The organism is Flavobacteriales bacterium, from assembly GCA_016713875.1.
GTDB lineage: Bacteria > Bacteroidota > Bacteroidia > Flavobacteriales_F > PHOS-HE28 > PHOS-HE28.
Genome location: JADJOI010000003.1, coordinates 1,786,649 through 1,803,099, shown reverse-complemented (window position 1 = coordinate 1,803,099; position 16,451 = coordinate 1,786,649). Strand labels below are relative to the sequence as shown.

Here is a 16,451-nt window from a genome sequence, read left to right as displayed (position 1 = left end):
CGAACGACAATGGCTAAGGAGACTTTCCAACGTACCAAGCCGCACGTCAACATCGGCACCATCGGTCACGTTGACCATGGTAAGACCACGTTGACCGCGGCGATCACCTCCGTGCTGGCCGCCAAAGGCCTCTCGGAGAAGCGCAGCTTCGATTCCATCGACAACGCCCCCGAGGAAAAGGAGCGCGGCATCACCATCAACACCGCCCACGTGGAGTATTCGACGGCCAACCGTCACTACGCCCACGTGGACTGCCCGGGCCACGCCGACTATGTGAAGAACATGGTGACGGGTGCCGCCCAGATGGACGGCGCCATCCTGGTGGTGGCCGCCACCGACGGCCCCATGCCCCAGACCCGCGAGCACATCCTGCTCGGCCGTCAGGTGGGCGTGCCCAAGATCGTCGTGTTCATGAACAAGGTGGACATGGTGGACGACGCGGAGCTGCTGGACCTGGTGGAGATGGAGATCCGCGAGCTGCTGTCCTTCTACGAGTACGACGGCGACAACACCCCGATCATCCGTGGCAGCGCCCTGGGCGCCCTGAACGGTGAGGGCAAGTGGGTGGACACCGTGATGGCCCTGATGGACGCGGTGGACAACTGGATCCCCGTGCCGCCCCGCGAGGTGGAGAAGCCCTTCCTGATGAGCGTGGAGGACGTGTTCACGATCACCGGTCGTGGCACGGTGGCCACCGGCCGCATCGAGACCGGCGTGGTGAAGGTGGGCGACAACGTGGAGATCATCGGCATGCAGGAGCAGAAGATGAACAGCACCTGCACCGGCGTGGAGATGTTCCGCAAGCTGCTCGATCGTGGCGAGGCCGGCGACAACTGCGGCATCCTGCTGCGCGGCATCGAAAAGAAGGACATCCGCCGCGGCATGGTGATCGCCGCCCCCGGCAGCATCACCCCGCACACCGAGTTCAAGGCCGAGATCTACGTGCTGAAGAAGGAGGAAGGCGGACGCCACACCCCCTTCCACAACAAGTACCGCCCGCAGTTCTACTTCCGCACCACCGACGTCACCGGCGAGATCACCCTCGAGGCCGGTCGCGAGATGGTGATGCCGGGCGACAACGTGAGCATCAACGTGAAGCTGATCGTGCCGATCGCCATGGACAAGGGCCTGCGTTTCGCCATCCGCGAGGGTGGCCGTACCGTGGGTGCCGGCCAGGTGACCGAGATCATCAAGTAAGCACAACGACCCTGGTGGCCGGGCCGGTCCGCCGCAAGGTGGACCGGCCTTCGCCGCCGAAAATGGACACAACGAACGGGTGTAGCTCAATTGGTAGAGCGACGGTCTCCAAAACCGTAGGCTGCGGGTTCGATTCCTGCCACCCGTGCCCAAGCAAGCGATCAACGTGGCAAGCTTCAAGACATACCTGAGCGAGAGCTACAACGAGCTCGTCAACAAGGTCTCCTGGCCCACCTGGAAGGAGCTGCAGGGCAGCGCCATCGTCGTGCTCGTCACCGCGCTCATCATCAGCCTGGTGGTGTTCGTGATGGACTACGTGTTCGGCGTGCACAACATGACCAACACCTCCTTCTGGAAGGGGATCCTCGGTTTCATCTACAAACTGATGAGCTGACCATGGCCGTAGCGACCGCCAACCGCAAGTGGTATGTCATCCGCGCCATCTCCGGGAAGGAGAAGAAGGTGAAGGAGCGCATCGAGAGCGAAGTGAAGCGCTCGAACATGGGCACGTACATCACCCAGGTCCTCATCCCCACCGAGAAGTTCTACCAGATCCGCGACGGCAAGAAGGTGAGCAAGGAGCGCAACTTCTTCCCCGGCTACGTGCTGATGGAGGCCGACCTCACCGGCGAGATCGCCCACAGCATCAAGAACCTGCCGGACGTGATCGGCTTCCTCGGGGCCGAGAAGGGCGGCGATCCGGTGCCCCTTCGCCAAAGCGAGGTGAACCGCATCCTGGGCACCGTGGACGAACTGGCCGAGACCGAGGAGGCCATTCACAACCCCTACCACGTGGGCGAGGGCGTGAAGGTGATCGACGGTCCCTTCAACGGCTTCAACGGCGTGATCGAGGAGATCAACGAGGAGAAGAAGAAGCTCAAGGTGATGGTGAAGATCTTCGGAAGGAAGACCCCGCTCGAACTGAGCTTCATGCAAGTGGAAAAAGAGGTCTGAACATCGGAAGGGCGACCCATCGGATCGCCCCGTCATCACGATAGAAGAAGCAAGAGAACAACCCGTCCGAGTCCGCCGAAAGACGGACGCCAGCAGGACACAAACCCAGAACAATGGCCAAGGAAGTATCGGGGCTGATCAAGCTCCAGGTGAAAGGAGGGGCGGCGAACCCCTCGCCCCCCATCGGCCCGGCGCTCGGCGCCAAGGGCGTGAACATCATGGAGTTCTGCAAGCAGTTCAATGCGCGCACGCAGGACAAGGCCGGCAAGGTGCTGCCCGTGGTGATCACCGTGTACAGCGACAAGAGCTTCGACTTCGTCATCAAGACGCCGCCGGCGGCCGTGCAGATCATCGAGCAGGCCAAGATCAAGGGCGGCAGCGGGGTGCCCCACACCAAGAAGGTGGGCAGCATCACGTGGGACCAGGTGAAGGTCATCGCCGAGGACAAGATGCCCGACCTGAACTGCTTCACGCTGAAGAGCGCCATGAGCATGGTGGCCGGAACGGCCCGCAGCATGGGCGTGACGGTGACCGGTACGAACCCCTTTGAGAACGCTTGATGCCATGGCGACCCTGACCAAGAAACGCAAGGCCGCGATGGCCAAATACGACGCCACCAAGAGCTATGAGCTCAAGGATGCCGCGTCCATCGTCAAGCAGATCAGCACCACCAAGTTCGACGCCACGGTGGACATCGCCGTGCGCCTCGGGGTGGACCCCAAGAAGAGCACCGAGATGGTGCGCGGCACGGTGAGCCTTCCCCACGGGACGGGCCGCGACGTGCGCGTGCTGGTGCTGGCCGACCCCGCCAAGTGCGAGGAGGCCACCGCGGCCGGCGCCGACATGGCCGGCCTCGACGAGTTCGTCGAGAAGATCAAGGGCGGCTGGACGGATGTGGACGTGATCATCTGCACGCCCAACGTGATGGCCAAGGTGGGTGCGCTGGGCCGTGTGCTCGGTCCCCGCGGCCTGATGCCCAACCCCAAGACCGGCACGGTGACCATGGACGTGGCCAAGGCCGTGAAGGAGGTGAAGGCGGGCAAGATCGACTTCAAGGTGGACAAGGCCGGCATCATCCACGCGGTGATCGGAAAGGCCTCGTTCGACGCCCAGAAGCTGAGCGAGAACGCCCACGAGCTGATCCAGACCCTGATCAAGCTGAAGCCCAGCACCGCGAAGGGCGCATACATCAAGAGCATCGCCATCAGCAGCACGATGAGCCCGGGCGTCAAGGTGGACACCCGTACCGTGCAGTAACCCCAGATCCCCGAGAACCATGGCAACCCGTACCGAAAAGGACCAGGCGATCGCCGTACTGGTCGAGGAGATCAAGGCGACCAACGTGCTGTACCTGGCCGACACCAGCGAGCTGACGGCCGAGGCCACCAGCAACCTGCGCCGCGCCTGCCACAAGAGCGGCATCCGCATGAAAGTGGTGAAGAACACCCTTCTGCAGAAGGCGATGGAGCGCGTCGAGGGCCGCGACTACAGCGGCCTGCTGGGCTCGCTCAAGGGACAGACCTCGATCCTGTTCGCCGACAAGGGCAACACCCCGGCGAAGGTGATCCAGGACTTCCGCAAGAGCCACAAGAAGCCCGTGCTGAAGAGCGCCTGGATCGATGAGGCCGTCTTCATCGGCGACGACCAGGTGGCCGTGCTGGCCAAGCTCAAAGGCAAGGAGGAGCTCATCGGTGACATCATCGCGCTGCTCCAAAGCCCGATCAAGAACGTGCTTGGCGGCCTCCAGGCCTCCGGTGGCCAGAAGGTCGCCGGCCTGGTGAAGGCCCTGCAGGAGCGCGCCGCTTGACAACAGACCACGAGGGCGACCCGACCGTCGCCCCCACGAACGCGTTACGCACAGTCCGCTTCCCCGAACAACAAGTAACAACCCCGAACAATGGCAGACATCAAATCCCTGGGCGATCAGCTCGTGAGCCTCACCGTGAAGGAGGTGAACGACCTGGCCCAGTACCTGAAGGACGAGTACAAGATCGAGCCCGCCGCCGCAGCCGTGGCCGTGGCCGCCGGTGGCGCCGCCGCCGGTGGTGGCGAAGCCGCTCCGGCCAAGACCAGCTTCGACGTGATCCTGAAGTCCGGCGGCCAGAACAAGCTGGCCGTGGTGAAGCTGGTGAAGGAGCTTTCGGGCCTCGGCCTGAAGGAGGCCAAGGACCTGGTGGACGGCGCTCCCAAGCCGCTGAAGGAGGGCGTCTCCAAGGAGGAGGCCGAGTCCGTTAAGCAGCAACTGACGGAGGCCGGCGCAGAGGTCGAGGTCAAGTAAAGCCCCTGACGACGAAACGACCACGGCGCTCCGGACAGACCCCTTGCGGGGCCTGATCGGATGCGTCGTGGTCGCACGTCGTTCCCCGCCCTGATGTGCATGCCCGGCGCCCGGCGCCCGGCCGCACCCGAAGTTCCCGGTCCCTTCCCGTTCCCTTTCCCCGATCGCAACCCATGGCCCAGGCGAAGACCATCAGCAAGAAGAGCAAGCGCATCGACTTCGGCTCGAACCCCCTGCCGACCCCGTATCCCGACTTCCTCGAGATCCAGCTCAAGAGCTTCGAGGAGTTCTTCCAGATCGAGACCCTCCCGGAGAACCGGGTCAGCGAGGGCCTCTTCAAGGTGTTCTCGGAGAACTTCCCGATCACCGACACGCGCAACCAGTTCGTGCTGGAGTTCCTCGATTACTTCATCGATCCCCCGCGCTACAGCATCGATGAGTGCATCGAACGGGGCCTCACCTACAGCGTGCCCCTGAAGGCCAAGTTGAAGCTCTACTGCACCGACCCCGAGCACGAGGACTTCGAGACCATCGTGCAGGATGTCTACCTGGGCCAGATCCCCTACATGACCCCGCGCGGCAGCTTCGTGGTGAACGGCGCCGAGCGCGTGGTGGTGAGCCAGCTGCACCGCAGCCCCGGCGTGTTCTTCGGCCAGAGCCGCCACGCCAACGGCACCAAGCTGTACAGCGCCCGCGTAATCCCCTTCAAGGGCTCGTGGATCGAGTTCGCCACGGACATCAACGGGGTGATGTACGCTTACATCGACCGAAAGAAGAAGCTGCCCGTGACCACGCTGCTGCGGGCCATCGGGTTCGAGAGCGACAAGGACATCCTCAACATCTTCGGCCTGGCCGACGAGGTGAAGGTGACCAAGGCCGCCATGAAGGAGGCCGTGGGCCGCAAACTGGCCGCCCGCGTGCTGAAGACCTGGGTGGAGGATTTCGTGGACGAGGACACCGGCGAGGTGGTGAGCATCGAGCGCAACGAGGTGCTCATCGACCGCGAGACCATCCTGGAGGAGCAGCACGTGGAGGAGATCATGGAGAGCGGCGCCAAGACCATCATCCTGCACAAGGCCGGGGTGAACGCCGCCGACTACGCCCTGATCTACAACACCCTGCAGAAAGACACCTCCAACTCCGAAAAGGAGGCCGTGGAGGTGATCTACCGCCAGCTGCGCAACGCCGAGCCGCCCGATCTGGAGACCGCCCGCGGGGTGATCGACAAGCTGTTCTTCAGCGAGCAGCGCTACGACCTCGGCGAGGTGGGCCGCTACCGCATCAACAAGAAGCTGGGCTTGGAGAGCGAGCTCAGCGTGCGTGTGCTCACCAAGGAGGACATCATCAGCATCATCCGCTACCTGATCGAGCTGGTGAACTCCAAGGCCGATGTGGACGACATCGACCACCTGAGCAACCGCCGCGTGCGCACCGTGGGCGAGCAGCTGCACGCCCAGTTCGGCGTGGGCCTGGCCCGCATGGCCCGCACCATCCGCGAGCGCATGAACGTGCGCGACAACGAGGTGTTCACGCCCACCGACCTGATCAACGCCAAGACCCTGAGCTCGGTGATCAATTCGTTCTTCGGAACGAACCAGCTGAGCCAGTTCATGGACCAGACCAACCCGCTGGCCGAGATCACCCACAAGCGCCGCATGAGCGCCCTGGGCCCCGGCGGTCTGAGCCGCGAGCGCGCCGGCTTCGAGGTGCGCGACGTGCACTACACCCACTACGGGCGCCTGTGCACCATCGAAACGCCTGAGGGACCGAACATCGGTCTGATCAGCAGCCTCTGCGTGTACAGCAAGATCAACAGCCTGGGCTTCATCGAAACCCCCTACCGACCGGTGGTGGAGGGCAAGGTGGACCTGAAGGCCGTGCCGGTCTACCTCAGCGCCGAGGAGGAGGACAACAAGATGATCGCCCAGGCCAACGCCCAGGTGACCACCGAGGGCGTGTTCAACAGCAACCGCGTGAAGGCCCGCCTGATGGGCGACTTCCCCGTGGTGGCGCCCAAGGAGATCAACCTGATGGACGTGGCGCCCAACCAGATCGCCTCCATCGCCGCCAGCCTGATCCCCTTCCTGGAGCACAACGACGCCAACCGCGCGCTGATGGGCTCCAACATGATGCGCCAGGCCGTGCCGCTGCTGCGGCCCGAGAGCCCCATCGTGGGAACCGGCCTGGAGGAATTGGTGGCCCGCGACAGCCGTGTGCTGCTCACCGCCGAGGGCGAGGGCGTGGTGAAGTACGTCGACAGCGACCGCATCGTCATCGAGTACAAGCGCACCGAGGAGGACCGCATCGTGACCTTCCACGGCGACGAGAAGGAGTACAAGCTCACCAAGTTCCTGAAGACCAACCAGAGCACCTGCATCAACCTGCGCCCCATCGTGCGCAAGGGCGAGAAGGTCACCTACGGGCAGACCCTGTGCGAGGGCTATGCCACGCAGGACGGCGAGCTGGCCATCGGCCGCAACCTGCGGGTGGCCTTCATGCCCTGGAAGGGCTACAACTTCGAGGACGCCATCGTGATCAGCGAGCGCGTGGCCCGCGAGGACATCTTCACCTCCATCCACATCGATGAGTACATCATGGAGGTGCGCGACACCAAGCGCGGCCTGGAGGAACTGACGGCCGACATCCCGAACGTGAGCGAGGAGGCCACCAAGGACCTCGACGAGAACGGCCTGATCCGCATCGGTGCGGAGATCAACGAGGGCGACATCCTCATCGGCAAGATCACGCCGAAGGGCGAGACCGACCCCAGCCCCGAGGAGAAGCTGCTGCGCGCCATCTTCGGCGACAAGGCCGGCGATGTGAAGGACGCCTCGCTGAAGGCGCCCCCCAGCACCAAGGGCGTGGTCATCGACAAGAAGCTCTTCAGCCGCGCCATCAAGGACAAGAAGGGCAAGACCAACGAGAAGTCCGTCCTGGAGGCCATCGACAAGGACTACGAGAAGGAGCTGGGCGAGCTGAAGAACGTGCTCATCGACAAGATGATGCAGCTGCTCAACGGCCAGGCCTCCAACGGCGTGTACAACAAGTACAAGGAGGAGCAGATCAAGAAGGGCGTCAAGTTCACCCCCAAGGTGCTGCAGGCCATCGATTTCATCACGGTGGACCCCACGAACTGGACGGCCGATAAGAAGGTCAACGAACTGGTGCGCCAGCTCATCCACAACTACAACATCAAGCACAACGACGTCAGTGGCGTCTACAAGCGCAAGAAGTTCCAGGTGAGCATCGGCGACGAGCTGCCCGCAGGCATCGTGAAGCTGGCCAAGGTGTACGTGGCCGCCAAGCGCAAGCTGGCGATCGGCGACAAGATGGCCGGCCGCCACGGCAACAAGGGCATCGTGGCCCGCATCGTGCGCGACGCCGACATGCCCTATCTGGAGGACGGGACACCGGTGGACATCGTACTGAACCCGCTGGGCGTGCCGAGCCGCATGAACCTGGGGCAGATCTACGAGACGGTGCTGGGCTGGGCCGGTCTGAGGCTGGGCCGCAAGTACGCCACACCGATCTTCGACGGCGCCACGCTGGACGAGATCCACGCGCAGACCGACGAGGCCAGCGTGCCCCGTTTCGGACGCACCTACCTGCACGACGGCGGCACCGGGCATCGGTTCGACCAGCCGGCCACCGTGGGCGTGATCTACATGATCAAGCTCGCCCACATGGTGGACGACAAGATGCACGCCCGTTCCATCGGCCCCTACAGCCTGATCACCCAGCAGCCGTTGGGCGGCAAGGCCCAGTTCGGCGGCCAGCGCTTCGGCGAGATGGAGGTGTGGGCCCTGGAGGCCTTCGGCGCCAGCAACATCCTGCAGGAGATCCTCACCGTGAAGAGCGACGACGTGGTGGGCCGTGCCAAGGCCTACGAGAGCATCGTGAAGGGCGAACCCCTGCCCACACCGGGCATCCCCGAGTCCTTCAACGTGCTGCTTCACGAACTGCGCGGCCTCGCGCTCAACGTGTCGCTCGAATGAAGAGCGCCATGCGGTCACCCAACGTCGAACGCCTTGCCTAGTCAACCATGAAGAAGGAGGTCAAGCTCAACAGCAACTTCAACAAGATCGTCATCAGCCTCGCCAGCCCCGAGCTGATCCTGGAGCGCAGCCATGGGGAGGTGATCAAGCCCGAAACGATCAACTACCGCACGTACAAGCCCGAGCGCGACGGCCTGTTCTGCGAGCGCATCTTCGGTCCGGTGAAGGATTTCGAATGCCACTGCGGCAAGTACAAGCGCATCCGCTACAAGGGGATCGTGTGCGACCGCTGCGGCGTGGAGGTCACCGAGAAGAAGGTGCGCCGCGAGCGCATGGGCCACATCCAGCTCGTGGTGCCCGTGGCCCACATCTGGTACTTCCGCAGCCTGCCCAACAAGATCGGCTATCTGCTGGGCCTGCCCACCAAGAAGCTCGACCAGATCATCTACTACGAACGCTACGTGGTGGTGCAGGCCGGTCTGGCCAAGAACAAGGAGGGCAACCCCGTGCAGTACCTCGACTTCCTCACCGAGGAGGAGTACCTGGACATCCTCGACCAATTGGGCAAGGAGAACCAGTACCTCGATGATGCCGACCCCAACAAGTTCATCGCCCGCATGGGTGCCGATGCGCTGCAGGAACTGCTCAAACGCCTCGACCTCGACAGCCTGAGCTACGACCTGCGCCACAAGGCCAACACCGAGACCAGCCAGCAGCGCAAGAACGAGGCCCTCAAGCGCCTCAACGTGGTGGAGGCCTTCCGCGACGCCAACAGCCGCCGCGAGAACAAGCCCGAGTGGATGATCGTGAAGGTGGTGCCTGTGATCCCGCCCGAGCTGCGCCCCCTGGTGCCCTTGGACGGCGGCCGTTTCGCCACCTCCGACCTGAACGACCTGTACCGCCGCGTGATCATCCGCAACAACCGCCTCAAGCGCCTCATCGAGATCAAGGCGCCCGAGGTGATCCTGCGCAACGAGAAGCGCATGCTGCAGGAGGCCGTGGACAGCCTCTTCGACAACAGCCGCAAGAGCAGCGCCGTGAAGAGCGAGAGCAACCGCCCGCTGAAGTCCCTGAGCGACTCGCTCAAGGGCAAGCAGGGCCGCTTCCGCCAGAACCTGCTCGGAAAGCGCGTGGACTACAGCGCCCGTTCCGTGATCGTGGTGGGCCCCGAGCTGAAGCTGCACGAGTGCGGCCTTCCCAAGGACATGGCGGCCGAGCTCTTCAAGCCCTTCATCATCCGCAAGCTCATCGAGCGGGGGATCGTGAAGACGGTGAAGAGCGCGAAGAAGATCGTGGACAAGAAGGAGCCCGTGGTGTGGGACATCCTGGAGAACGTGCTGAAGGGGCACCCGGTGCTGCTGAACCGCGCACCAACGCTGCACCGCCTCGGTATCCAGGCCTTCCAGCCGAAGCTGATCGAAGGCAAGGCGATCCAGCTGCACCCCTTGGTGTGTACCGCGTTCAACGCCGACTTCGACGGTGACCAGATGGCCGTGCATGTGCCCCTGGGTCATGCCGCCATCCTGGAGGCCCAGTTGCTGATGCTGGCCAGCCACAACATCCTGAACCCGGCCAACGGCGCGCCCATCGCGGTGCCCAGCCAGGACATGGTGCTCGGCCTGTACTACATCACCAAGGGCCGCAAGAGCGACAAGGAGCGCGCGATGAAGGGCGAGGGCCGGAGCTTCTACAGCCCCGAGGAGCTCATCATCGCCTACAACGAGGGCCAGGTGGACCTGCACAGCTGGATCAAGGTGCGCTGGACCGATCCCAAGACGGGCACCTCCCGCATGATCGAGACCACCTGCGGCCGCGTGCTCTTCAACGAGGTGGTGCCCGACGAAGTGGGCTTCATCAACGAACTGCTGACCAAGAAGGCGCTGCGCGACATCATCGGCCTGGTGCTGAAGGAGTGCGGCACCGCCAAGGCGGCGCAGTTCCTCGACGACATCAAGGAGCTGGGCTTCATGAGCGCCTTCAAAGGCGGCCTGTCCTTCAACCTGATGGACGTGGTGGTGCCCGATGAGAAGGACAAGCTGGTCGGCGCCGCCCAGAAGGAGGTGGACGAGGTGACCAACAACTACAACATGGGCCTCATCACCAACAACGAGCGGTACAACCAGACGATCGACATCTGGACGCACACCAACTCGAAGGTGACGTTCAGCCTCATGGAGCGCATCAAGAGCGACAAGCAGGGCTTCAACTCCATCTACATGATGATGGACAGCGGCGCCCGCGGCTCGAAGGAGCAGATCCGCCAGCTGAGCGGCATGCGCGGCCTGATGGCCAAGCCCCAGAAGAGCGGCGGCGGCGGCGGTCAGGACATCATCGAGAACCCCATCCTGTCCAACTTCAAGGAGGGCCTGTCCATCCTGGAGTACTTCATCAGCACCCACGGTGCCCGCAAGGGCCTGGCCGATACCGCGCTGAAGACCGCCGACGCCGGATACCTCACACGCCGTCTGGTGGACGTGGCTCAGGACGTGGTGATCACCACCGAGGACTGCGGCACGCTCCGCGGTCTGGTGGCCACCGCCCTGAAGAAGAACGAGGAGGTGGTGGAGAGCCTGCACGACCGCATCCTGGGTCGCACCGCGGTGCACGACATCCATCATCCGCAGACCGGCGAACTGCTGGTGGCCAGTGGTGAGCAGATCAACGAGGACATCGCCGCCGCCATCGGGGCCAGCCCCATCGAGGAGGTCGAGATCCGCAGCGTGCTCACCTGCGAACAGAAGCAGGGCGTGTGCGGCAAGTGCTACGGCCGCAACCTGGCCACCGGCCGCAAGGTGCAGATGGGCGAGGCCGTGGGCGTCATCGCCGCGCAGTCCATCGGCGAACCCGGCACCCAGCTCACCCTGCGCACCTTCCACGTGGGCGGTGTGGCCGGCAAGATCACCGAGGAGAGCCAGATCACGGCCAAGTACGACGGCATCCTGGAGATCGACGAGCTGCGCACCGTGAAGAAGAAGGACCGCAAAGGCGAGAACGCCGAGGTGGTCATCAGCCGCAGCACCGAGATGCGCATCGTGGACAGCAACACGGGCATCGTGCTCACCACCAGCAACGTGCCCTACGGCGCCTACCTGTACGGCAAGGCCGGCAAGGTGAAGAAGGGCGACGTGATCTGCACCTGGGACCCGTACAACGCGGTCATCATCTCCGAACTGGCCGGAAGCCTGTCCTTCGAGAGCATCGAGGAGAGCGTGACCTACCGGGAGGAGATCGACGAGCAGACCGGCTTCACCGAGAAGGTGATCGTGGAGAGCCGCGACAAGAAGAAGAACCCGACGATCCGCATCATGGATCCCAAGGGCAAGGAGGAGCTGAAGAGCTACAGCCTGCCGGTGGGCGCCCACATCATCGTGGAGGACGGACAGAAGATCGAGGCCGGCGACGTGCTGGTGAAGATCCCCCGCACCAGCGGCAAGGGCGGTGACATCACCGGCGGTCTGCCGCGCGTGACGGAGCTCTTCGAGGCCCGCAACCCCAGCAACCCGGCCATCGTCAGCGAGATCGACGGCATCATCTCCTACGGCAAGATCAAGCGCGGCAATCGCGAGATCATCGTGGAGAGCCGCACCGGCGAACACAAGTACTACCTCGTGCCGTTGAGCAAGCACATCCTGGTGCAGGAGAACGACTTCGTGAAGGCGGGACAGCCCCTGAGCGACGGCTCCATCAGCCCCACCGACATCCTGGACATCCAGGGCCCCACCCGCGTGCAGGAGTACCTGGTGGACGAGGTGCAGGAGGTGTACCGCATGCAGGGCGTGAAGATCAACGACAAGCACTTCGAGGTGATCGTGCGCCAGATGATGCGGAAGGTGGAGATCGAGGACCCCGGCGACACCCGCTTCCTGGAGAAACAGGCCGTGAACAAGACCGAGTTCATGGGAGAGAACGACGACCTGTTCGACAAGATGGTGGTGACCGACGCCGGAGAAAGCACCACCATGAAGGAGGGCCAGATGGTGACCATGCGCAAGCTGCGCGATGAGAACAGTGTGCTGAAGCGCAAGGACCAGAGGCCGGTGGAGGCCCGCGCCGCCCGCCCGGCCACGGCCCGCACGCTGCTCCAGGGCATCACACGCGCCAGCCTGCAGACGGAGAGCTTCATCAGCGCCGCCTCCTTCCAGGAGACCACCAAGGTGCTGAACGAGGCCGCCGTGAACGCCAAGGAGGACAACCTCAACGGCCTCAAGGAGAACGTCATCGTCGGCCATCTCATTCCCGCCGGTACCGGTACCCGCCGCTTCCAGGAGGTCACCGTGTACAACAAGGAGGAGTACGCCCGCATGATGGCCGACAACCTGGCCGCCCAGGAGATCGACGAGTGAACATGAGTGGCGCGTATTGAGCAGGCGAGTGGCGAGTGCCGTTGATAGTTCGGCACTCGACACTCGCCGTTCGCCACTCGAACAAGCCTGACCATGGCCGACCAGAAAGACCAACCCCGACCCAACCAACTGAACATCGAGATCAGCGAGGAGGTGGCCGATGGCGTGTACAGCAACCTGGCCATCATCACCCACAGCAACTCGGAGTTCGTGCTCGATTTCGTGCGCGTGATGCCCGGGGTGCCGAAGGCCAAGGTGCGCGCCCGCATCCTGCTGACCCCCCAGCACGCCAAACGCCTCATGCGCGCCCTGGCGGACAACGTGCAGAAGTACGAGCAGGTGCACGGTGCGATCCGCGAGACCGAGATGCCCGAGGTGCCGATGAACTTCGGCGGGCCCACGGCACAGGCCTGAGACCGACCACCCTGATGAACGAGGCCCCGGTGACGGGGCCTTGTCATTCCCAGCTGCGCTGGGCGAAGATGACGTAGCCGAAGTTGAGGCTGAAGGCCCAGGGCTCGGGCAGGCCGTCGATGTAGCTCGTGTTGAACCAGATGGGCCCCACCGGGCTTTGATAGATCAGCGAGCCGGAGGCCAGATAGGCCCGGTCGCTCACCGCCAATCCCGCCTCCGGCTCGTCGTCGGCCGCGCGCAGGATCGCCCGGTAGGGCTGGAACACGTAGCCCTCCAAGCGCAGGTCGAACCTGTTGCGCGACACGGCGATGATGGTGCGCACCCCGCCGGCGATGTACTGCTGCGCGCGGAAGTTCTCCAGGAAATAGGTGCGGCTCTCCGGTGTGGGCTGGAACACCGGCGCCCGCATCACGGTGGCCGTGTAGTTGGCGAAGAAGGGGTAGTTGCTGTAGAGCGCCTCCGCCAACGCGCCGAACCGGAACACACCGCGCTCCAGGAAGTACTTGTCCAGCGTCGCCTTCAGGAAGAACCAGTCGTGCTGGTCGCGCACCAGGTCCCGCTGGGCGTTCGTGCTGCCGGGCTCGGTGCGCTCCTGGCCGGTGACGTAGCGCGCCTCGAACTTCAACTGATCACCGGCGTTGGCGTGCTGCTTGCGGTTCAGGGAATTGCGCTCCACGATGAAGCCGCCCGTCCAGTGCACGAGTTCGGTCACATCGGCCGTGTCCGTGGGGCTGAAGTCGAGCTGCTGGTAGTAGCTGTCGCGTGTCTGCCCGTACTTGACATCGAAGCGCAGCCGGCCCTTGTTCCCCAGGCCGACGCCGGCGTTCAACCCGCCCCAGGTCTCCCGCAGCACCAGGAAGGACGGGCGCACCTCGTCGAAGAAGGTGGCGAAGCTCCGGAAGTGGTCCATGCGGTGGATGGTGAACAGCGGCTCCAGGTAGATGGGCGCCGCCGTGGGCAGGTCGGCCCGAAGGCGCACCTGGCCGGCCGCGTAGAACTTGCCGAACCACGATAACGCCTGCAAGGAGGAGCTCCAGCGACCGAACAGGTTGTATCGCAGCCCCACCATGCCCGTGTTGATCGGACGCGAGGAGAACATGCCGCCGAACCGGGCGTGCAGGTCCTTCTCGGCGCGCACGTCGACGCGCAGGTCGAAATCACCCCGTTCCGGCACGTAGCGGGCGATGGGGAAGAGGCGGCCGATGTTGTCGTCATCGTGCAGGCGGAAATAGAGGCTCTTGAACCGCCGCATGGCGATCGTACTGTCCCGATCGGTGAGCATCCGTTCCACATACCTCGTCTGTCCCTTGCGCAGGCCCGTGACCTCCAGGCCTCCAAAGCGAAGCGCGGGCCACCTTGCCCGGAAGGCCGCCCTTCGTGCGGCCACCTCAGCCTGGGCCACCCGCCTGGGGATCAGCGCCTCGATCTCCGGCATCCACTCCATGGCGGCCGCGTAGCCTTCCTCGATCGTGGGGCCGATCCTGCTGAAATCGAACAGGCCCGTGTTGGTGCGCGGCTCGATGATGAGCCCGTAGTCGCACCGCACCGAATAGTCCGTGGGCTCCTGGAGCATGGCCTTCAGCTGGCTCAGCAGGTCGTCCTCGGTGGGTGGTGCGGAGTTGCTGGCCACGTTGCTGCCGATGATCACATCGGGCAGGAACTCTTCGTACATCACGTCGCTGGGGAAGTTGTTGTACAGGCCGCCGTCCATCATCAGGTGCCCGTCCACCCGGATGGGCTTGAAGTAGAACGGGTAGCTCATGCTGGCGCGCACTGCCTGGGCCAGATCTCCCCGCCTGAACAGCACCGCACGCTGCGCCGTGATGTCGCTGGCCACGCAGCGGAAGGGCACGAACAGGCTGTCCATGTCGTAGCCGCTGGCGGCCCCGGCACCGGCGAAGCCGCGCATCTGCTCGAAGTCGATCAGCACGGGGCTTCGCAGGTTGGTGGGCAGGGAGGTCTGAAGCAGGGTGTCCAGGTCGATCTTCACATTGATCACCGAGGCATCGGGCTGGTCGTGCTTGAAGAAGTAGGTGTAGCGGTCCTCCACGCGGCCCTCGGCCATGGTGCGGAACTGGTCCGTCCGGAACAGGCTGTCGATCTCGTGCGGCGAATACCCTGCGGCGTACATGGCGCCCACCAAGGCCCCCATGCTGCTGCCCGTGATGCGGTCGATGGGGATGCCATGGTCCTCCAGCGCCATGAGCACCCCGATGTGCGTCATGGCCGACGCCCCGCCGCCGCTGAGCACCACGCCCACGGTCTGGGCCGGGCTCCCGAGGGGAAGCAGCAGCAGAGCGAGGAGAAGTCCGCGAAGGCGCATGGGCGATGCGCAAAAGTAGGCCGGGGCCTCCCGGCCATCAGGCCATCCATCCGGCTCTCAGTCCGCTGAAGTAGGCCGGAGCCTTCAGCAACCGGCTGCCGTACCAGCTGAAGAGTTCGCCGTCCACCAGATGCACCGGGGTGCCGGGGCAGAGCATGTTGTAGGGCTGGATGTGCTTTTCAGCGAAGGGGAAGGGTTCCGAGGAGAGCAGGATCACGTCCGGGTCGGCGGCGGCGAGCTCGGCGGGGGAGACCTGCGGATAGCGCTCTGTGCGGTGGGCGAAGGCGTTGGTGAGGCCGCCGCGCGCGAGCATGTCGTTCACGAAGGTGTCGTTGCCGGCCACCATCATGGGCTCGTGCCAGATGAGGTACGCGGCCGAAAGGGGAGGGGTGAGCGGCTGCAACGTGGCGAAGGCGTGCCCGATCCCGGTCGCGAGCGCTTCGGCCTTGCTGGTGGTGCCGGTGAGCGCGCCCACGCGCCGGATCATGTCCAGGGCCCCGTCCAGCTCGCGCACATCGCTCATCCACACCGGGAACTCGCGTTCGAGCGCTTCGATGTCGGCCTGTGCGTTCTCCTCCTTGTTGCCGATGATCAGGTCGGGTCTCAAGTCGCGCACCTTGTCGAGGTCCACCTGCTTGGTGCCGCCGACGCGCGCCTTGCCGCGGAACCAGGCCTCCGGGTGGATGCAGAACTTGGTGATGCCCACCACGCGTTCGCCCAGGCCCAGGTCGTGCAGCAGCTCGGTCTGCGAGGGGACCAGGGAAATGATGCGTTCCGGCCGTTCGGTCACCTGGAGGGTGCGGCGCATCTGGTCGGTGACGGTGCGCATCAGGTTCAGAAGATCAGATCATGAGATGATCAGATGATGGGGCGATCGCCCAACTCACCCTTTGCTCGGAACGAAGAACCACCGATAAGCGAGCAGAACGGAGAGCACGGTCGCTGAG

12 protein-coding genes and 1 tRNA gene are annotated in these 16,451 nt (G+C 64.2%); 11 read left to right on the top strand and 2 right to left on the bottom strand.

The annotated features are described in order from the left end of the window. Window positions 1-9: 9 nt before the first annotated feature. From tuf to IPJ87_09295, 11 genes are all read left to right on the top strand, one after another. Window positions 10-1,197: an elongation factor Tu gene (gene tuf, locus IPJ87_09345; GenBank protein MBK7942064.1), complete on the top strand. Its 1,188-nt coding sequence runs from the start codon at window positions 10-12 to the stop codon at window positions 1,195-1,197. Between the two features lie 75 nt (window positions 1,198-1,272). Beyond that, a tRNA-Trp gene (locus IPJ87_09340) sits at window positions 1,273-1,345 on the top strand. Between the two features lie 18 nt (window positions 1,346-1,363). Next, window positions 1,364-1,591 carry a preprotein translocase subunit SecE gene (secE, locus tag IPJ87_09335; GenBank protein ID MBK7942063.1) on the top strand — a complete coding sequence of 76 codons (228 nt, stop codon included), beginning with the start codon at window positions 1,364-1,366 and terminating at the stop codon, window positions 1,589-1,591. Window positions 1,592-1,593: 2 nt separating this feature from the next. After that, window positions 1,594-2,151: a transcription termination/antitermination factor NusG gene (gene nusG / locus IPJ87_09330; GenBank protein MBK7942062.1), complete on the top strand. Its 558-nt coding sequence runs from the start codon at window positions 1,594-1,596 to the stop codon at window positions 2,149-2,151. Between the two features lie 113 nt (window positions 2,152-2,264). After that, window positions 2,265-2,711 (top strand): 50S ribosomal protein L11, encoded by a 447-nt coding sequence (rplK, locus tag IPJ87_09325; GenBank protein MBK7942061.1) that lies wholly within the window; start codon window positions 2,265-2,267, stop codon window positions 2,709-2,711. A 4-nt stretch (window positions 2,712-2,715) separates the two neighbouring features. Continuing rightward, window positions 2,716-3,408 (top strand): 50S ribosomal protein L1, encoded by a 693-nt coding sequence (locus tag IPJ87_09320; GenBank protein ID MBK7942060.1) that lies wholly within the window; start codon window positions 2,716-2,718, stop codon window positions 3,406-3,408. Window positions 3,409-3,427: 19 nt separating this feature from the next. Then, window positions 3,428-3,958: a 50S ribosomal protein L10 gene (locus IPJ87_09315; protein MBK7942059.1), complete on the top strand. Its 531-nt coding sequence runs from the start codon at window positions 3,428-3,430 to the stop codon at window positions 3,956-3,958. A 90-nt stretch (window positions 3,959-4,048) separates the two neighbouring features. Further along, on the top strand, window positions 4,049-4,429 hold the full coding sequence (gene rplL / locus IPJ87_09310; GenBank protein MBK7942058.1) for a 50S ribosomal protein L7/L12: 381 nt from the start codon (window positions 4,049-4,051) through the stop codon (window positions 4,427-4,429). 173 nt (window positions 4,430-4,602) lie between these two features. Further along, window positions 4,603-8,424, top strand: coding sequence for a DNA-directed RNA polymerase subunit beta (gene rpoB, locus IPJ87_09305; GenBank protein MBK7942057.1), 3,822 nt, complete (start codon window positions 4,603-4,605; stop codon window positions 8,422-8,424). A gap of 47 nt (window positions 8,425-8,471) precedes the next feature. After that, window positions 8,472-12,767: a DNA-directed RNA polymerase subunit beta' gene (gene rpoC, locus IPJ87_09300; GenBank protein ID MBK7942056.1), complete on the top strand. Its 4,296-nt coding sequence runs from the start codon at window positions 8,472-8,474 to the stop codon at window positions 12,765-12,767. A gap of 93 nt (window positions 12,768-12,860) precedes the next feature. Further along, window positions 12,861-13,181 carry a DUF3467 domain-containing protein gene (locus tag IPJ87_09295; protein MBK7942055.1) on the top strand — a complete coding sequence of 107 codons (321 nt, stop codon included), beginning with the start codon at window positions 12,861-12,863 and terminating at the stop codon, window positions 13,179-13,181. 43 nt (window positions 13,182-13,224) lie between these two features. On the opposite strand, the gene IPJ87_09290 is transcribed toward IPJ87_09295, so the two are convergent. Together IPJ87_09290 and IPJ87_09285 are read right to left on the bottom strand one after the other, a co-directional pair. Continuing rightward, a complete protein-coding gene (locus IPJ87_09290; GenBank protein MBK7942054.1) occupies window positions 13,225-15,504 on the bottom strand; it encodes a patatin-like phospholipase family protein in 2,280 nt (759 codons plus the stop codon). Window positions 15,505-15,541: 37 nt separating this feature from the next. Beyond that, a complete protein-coding gene (locus tag IPJ87_09285) occupies window positions 15,542-16,333 on the bottom strand; it encodes an ABC transporter substrate-binding protein (GenBank protein ID MBK7942053.1) in 792 nt (263 codons plus the stop codon). Between the last annotated feature and the right edge of the window lie 118 nt (window positions 16,334-16,451).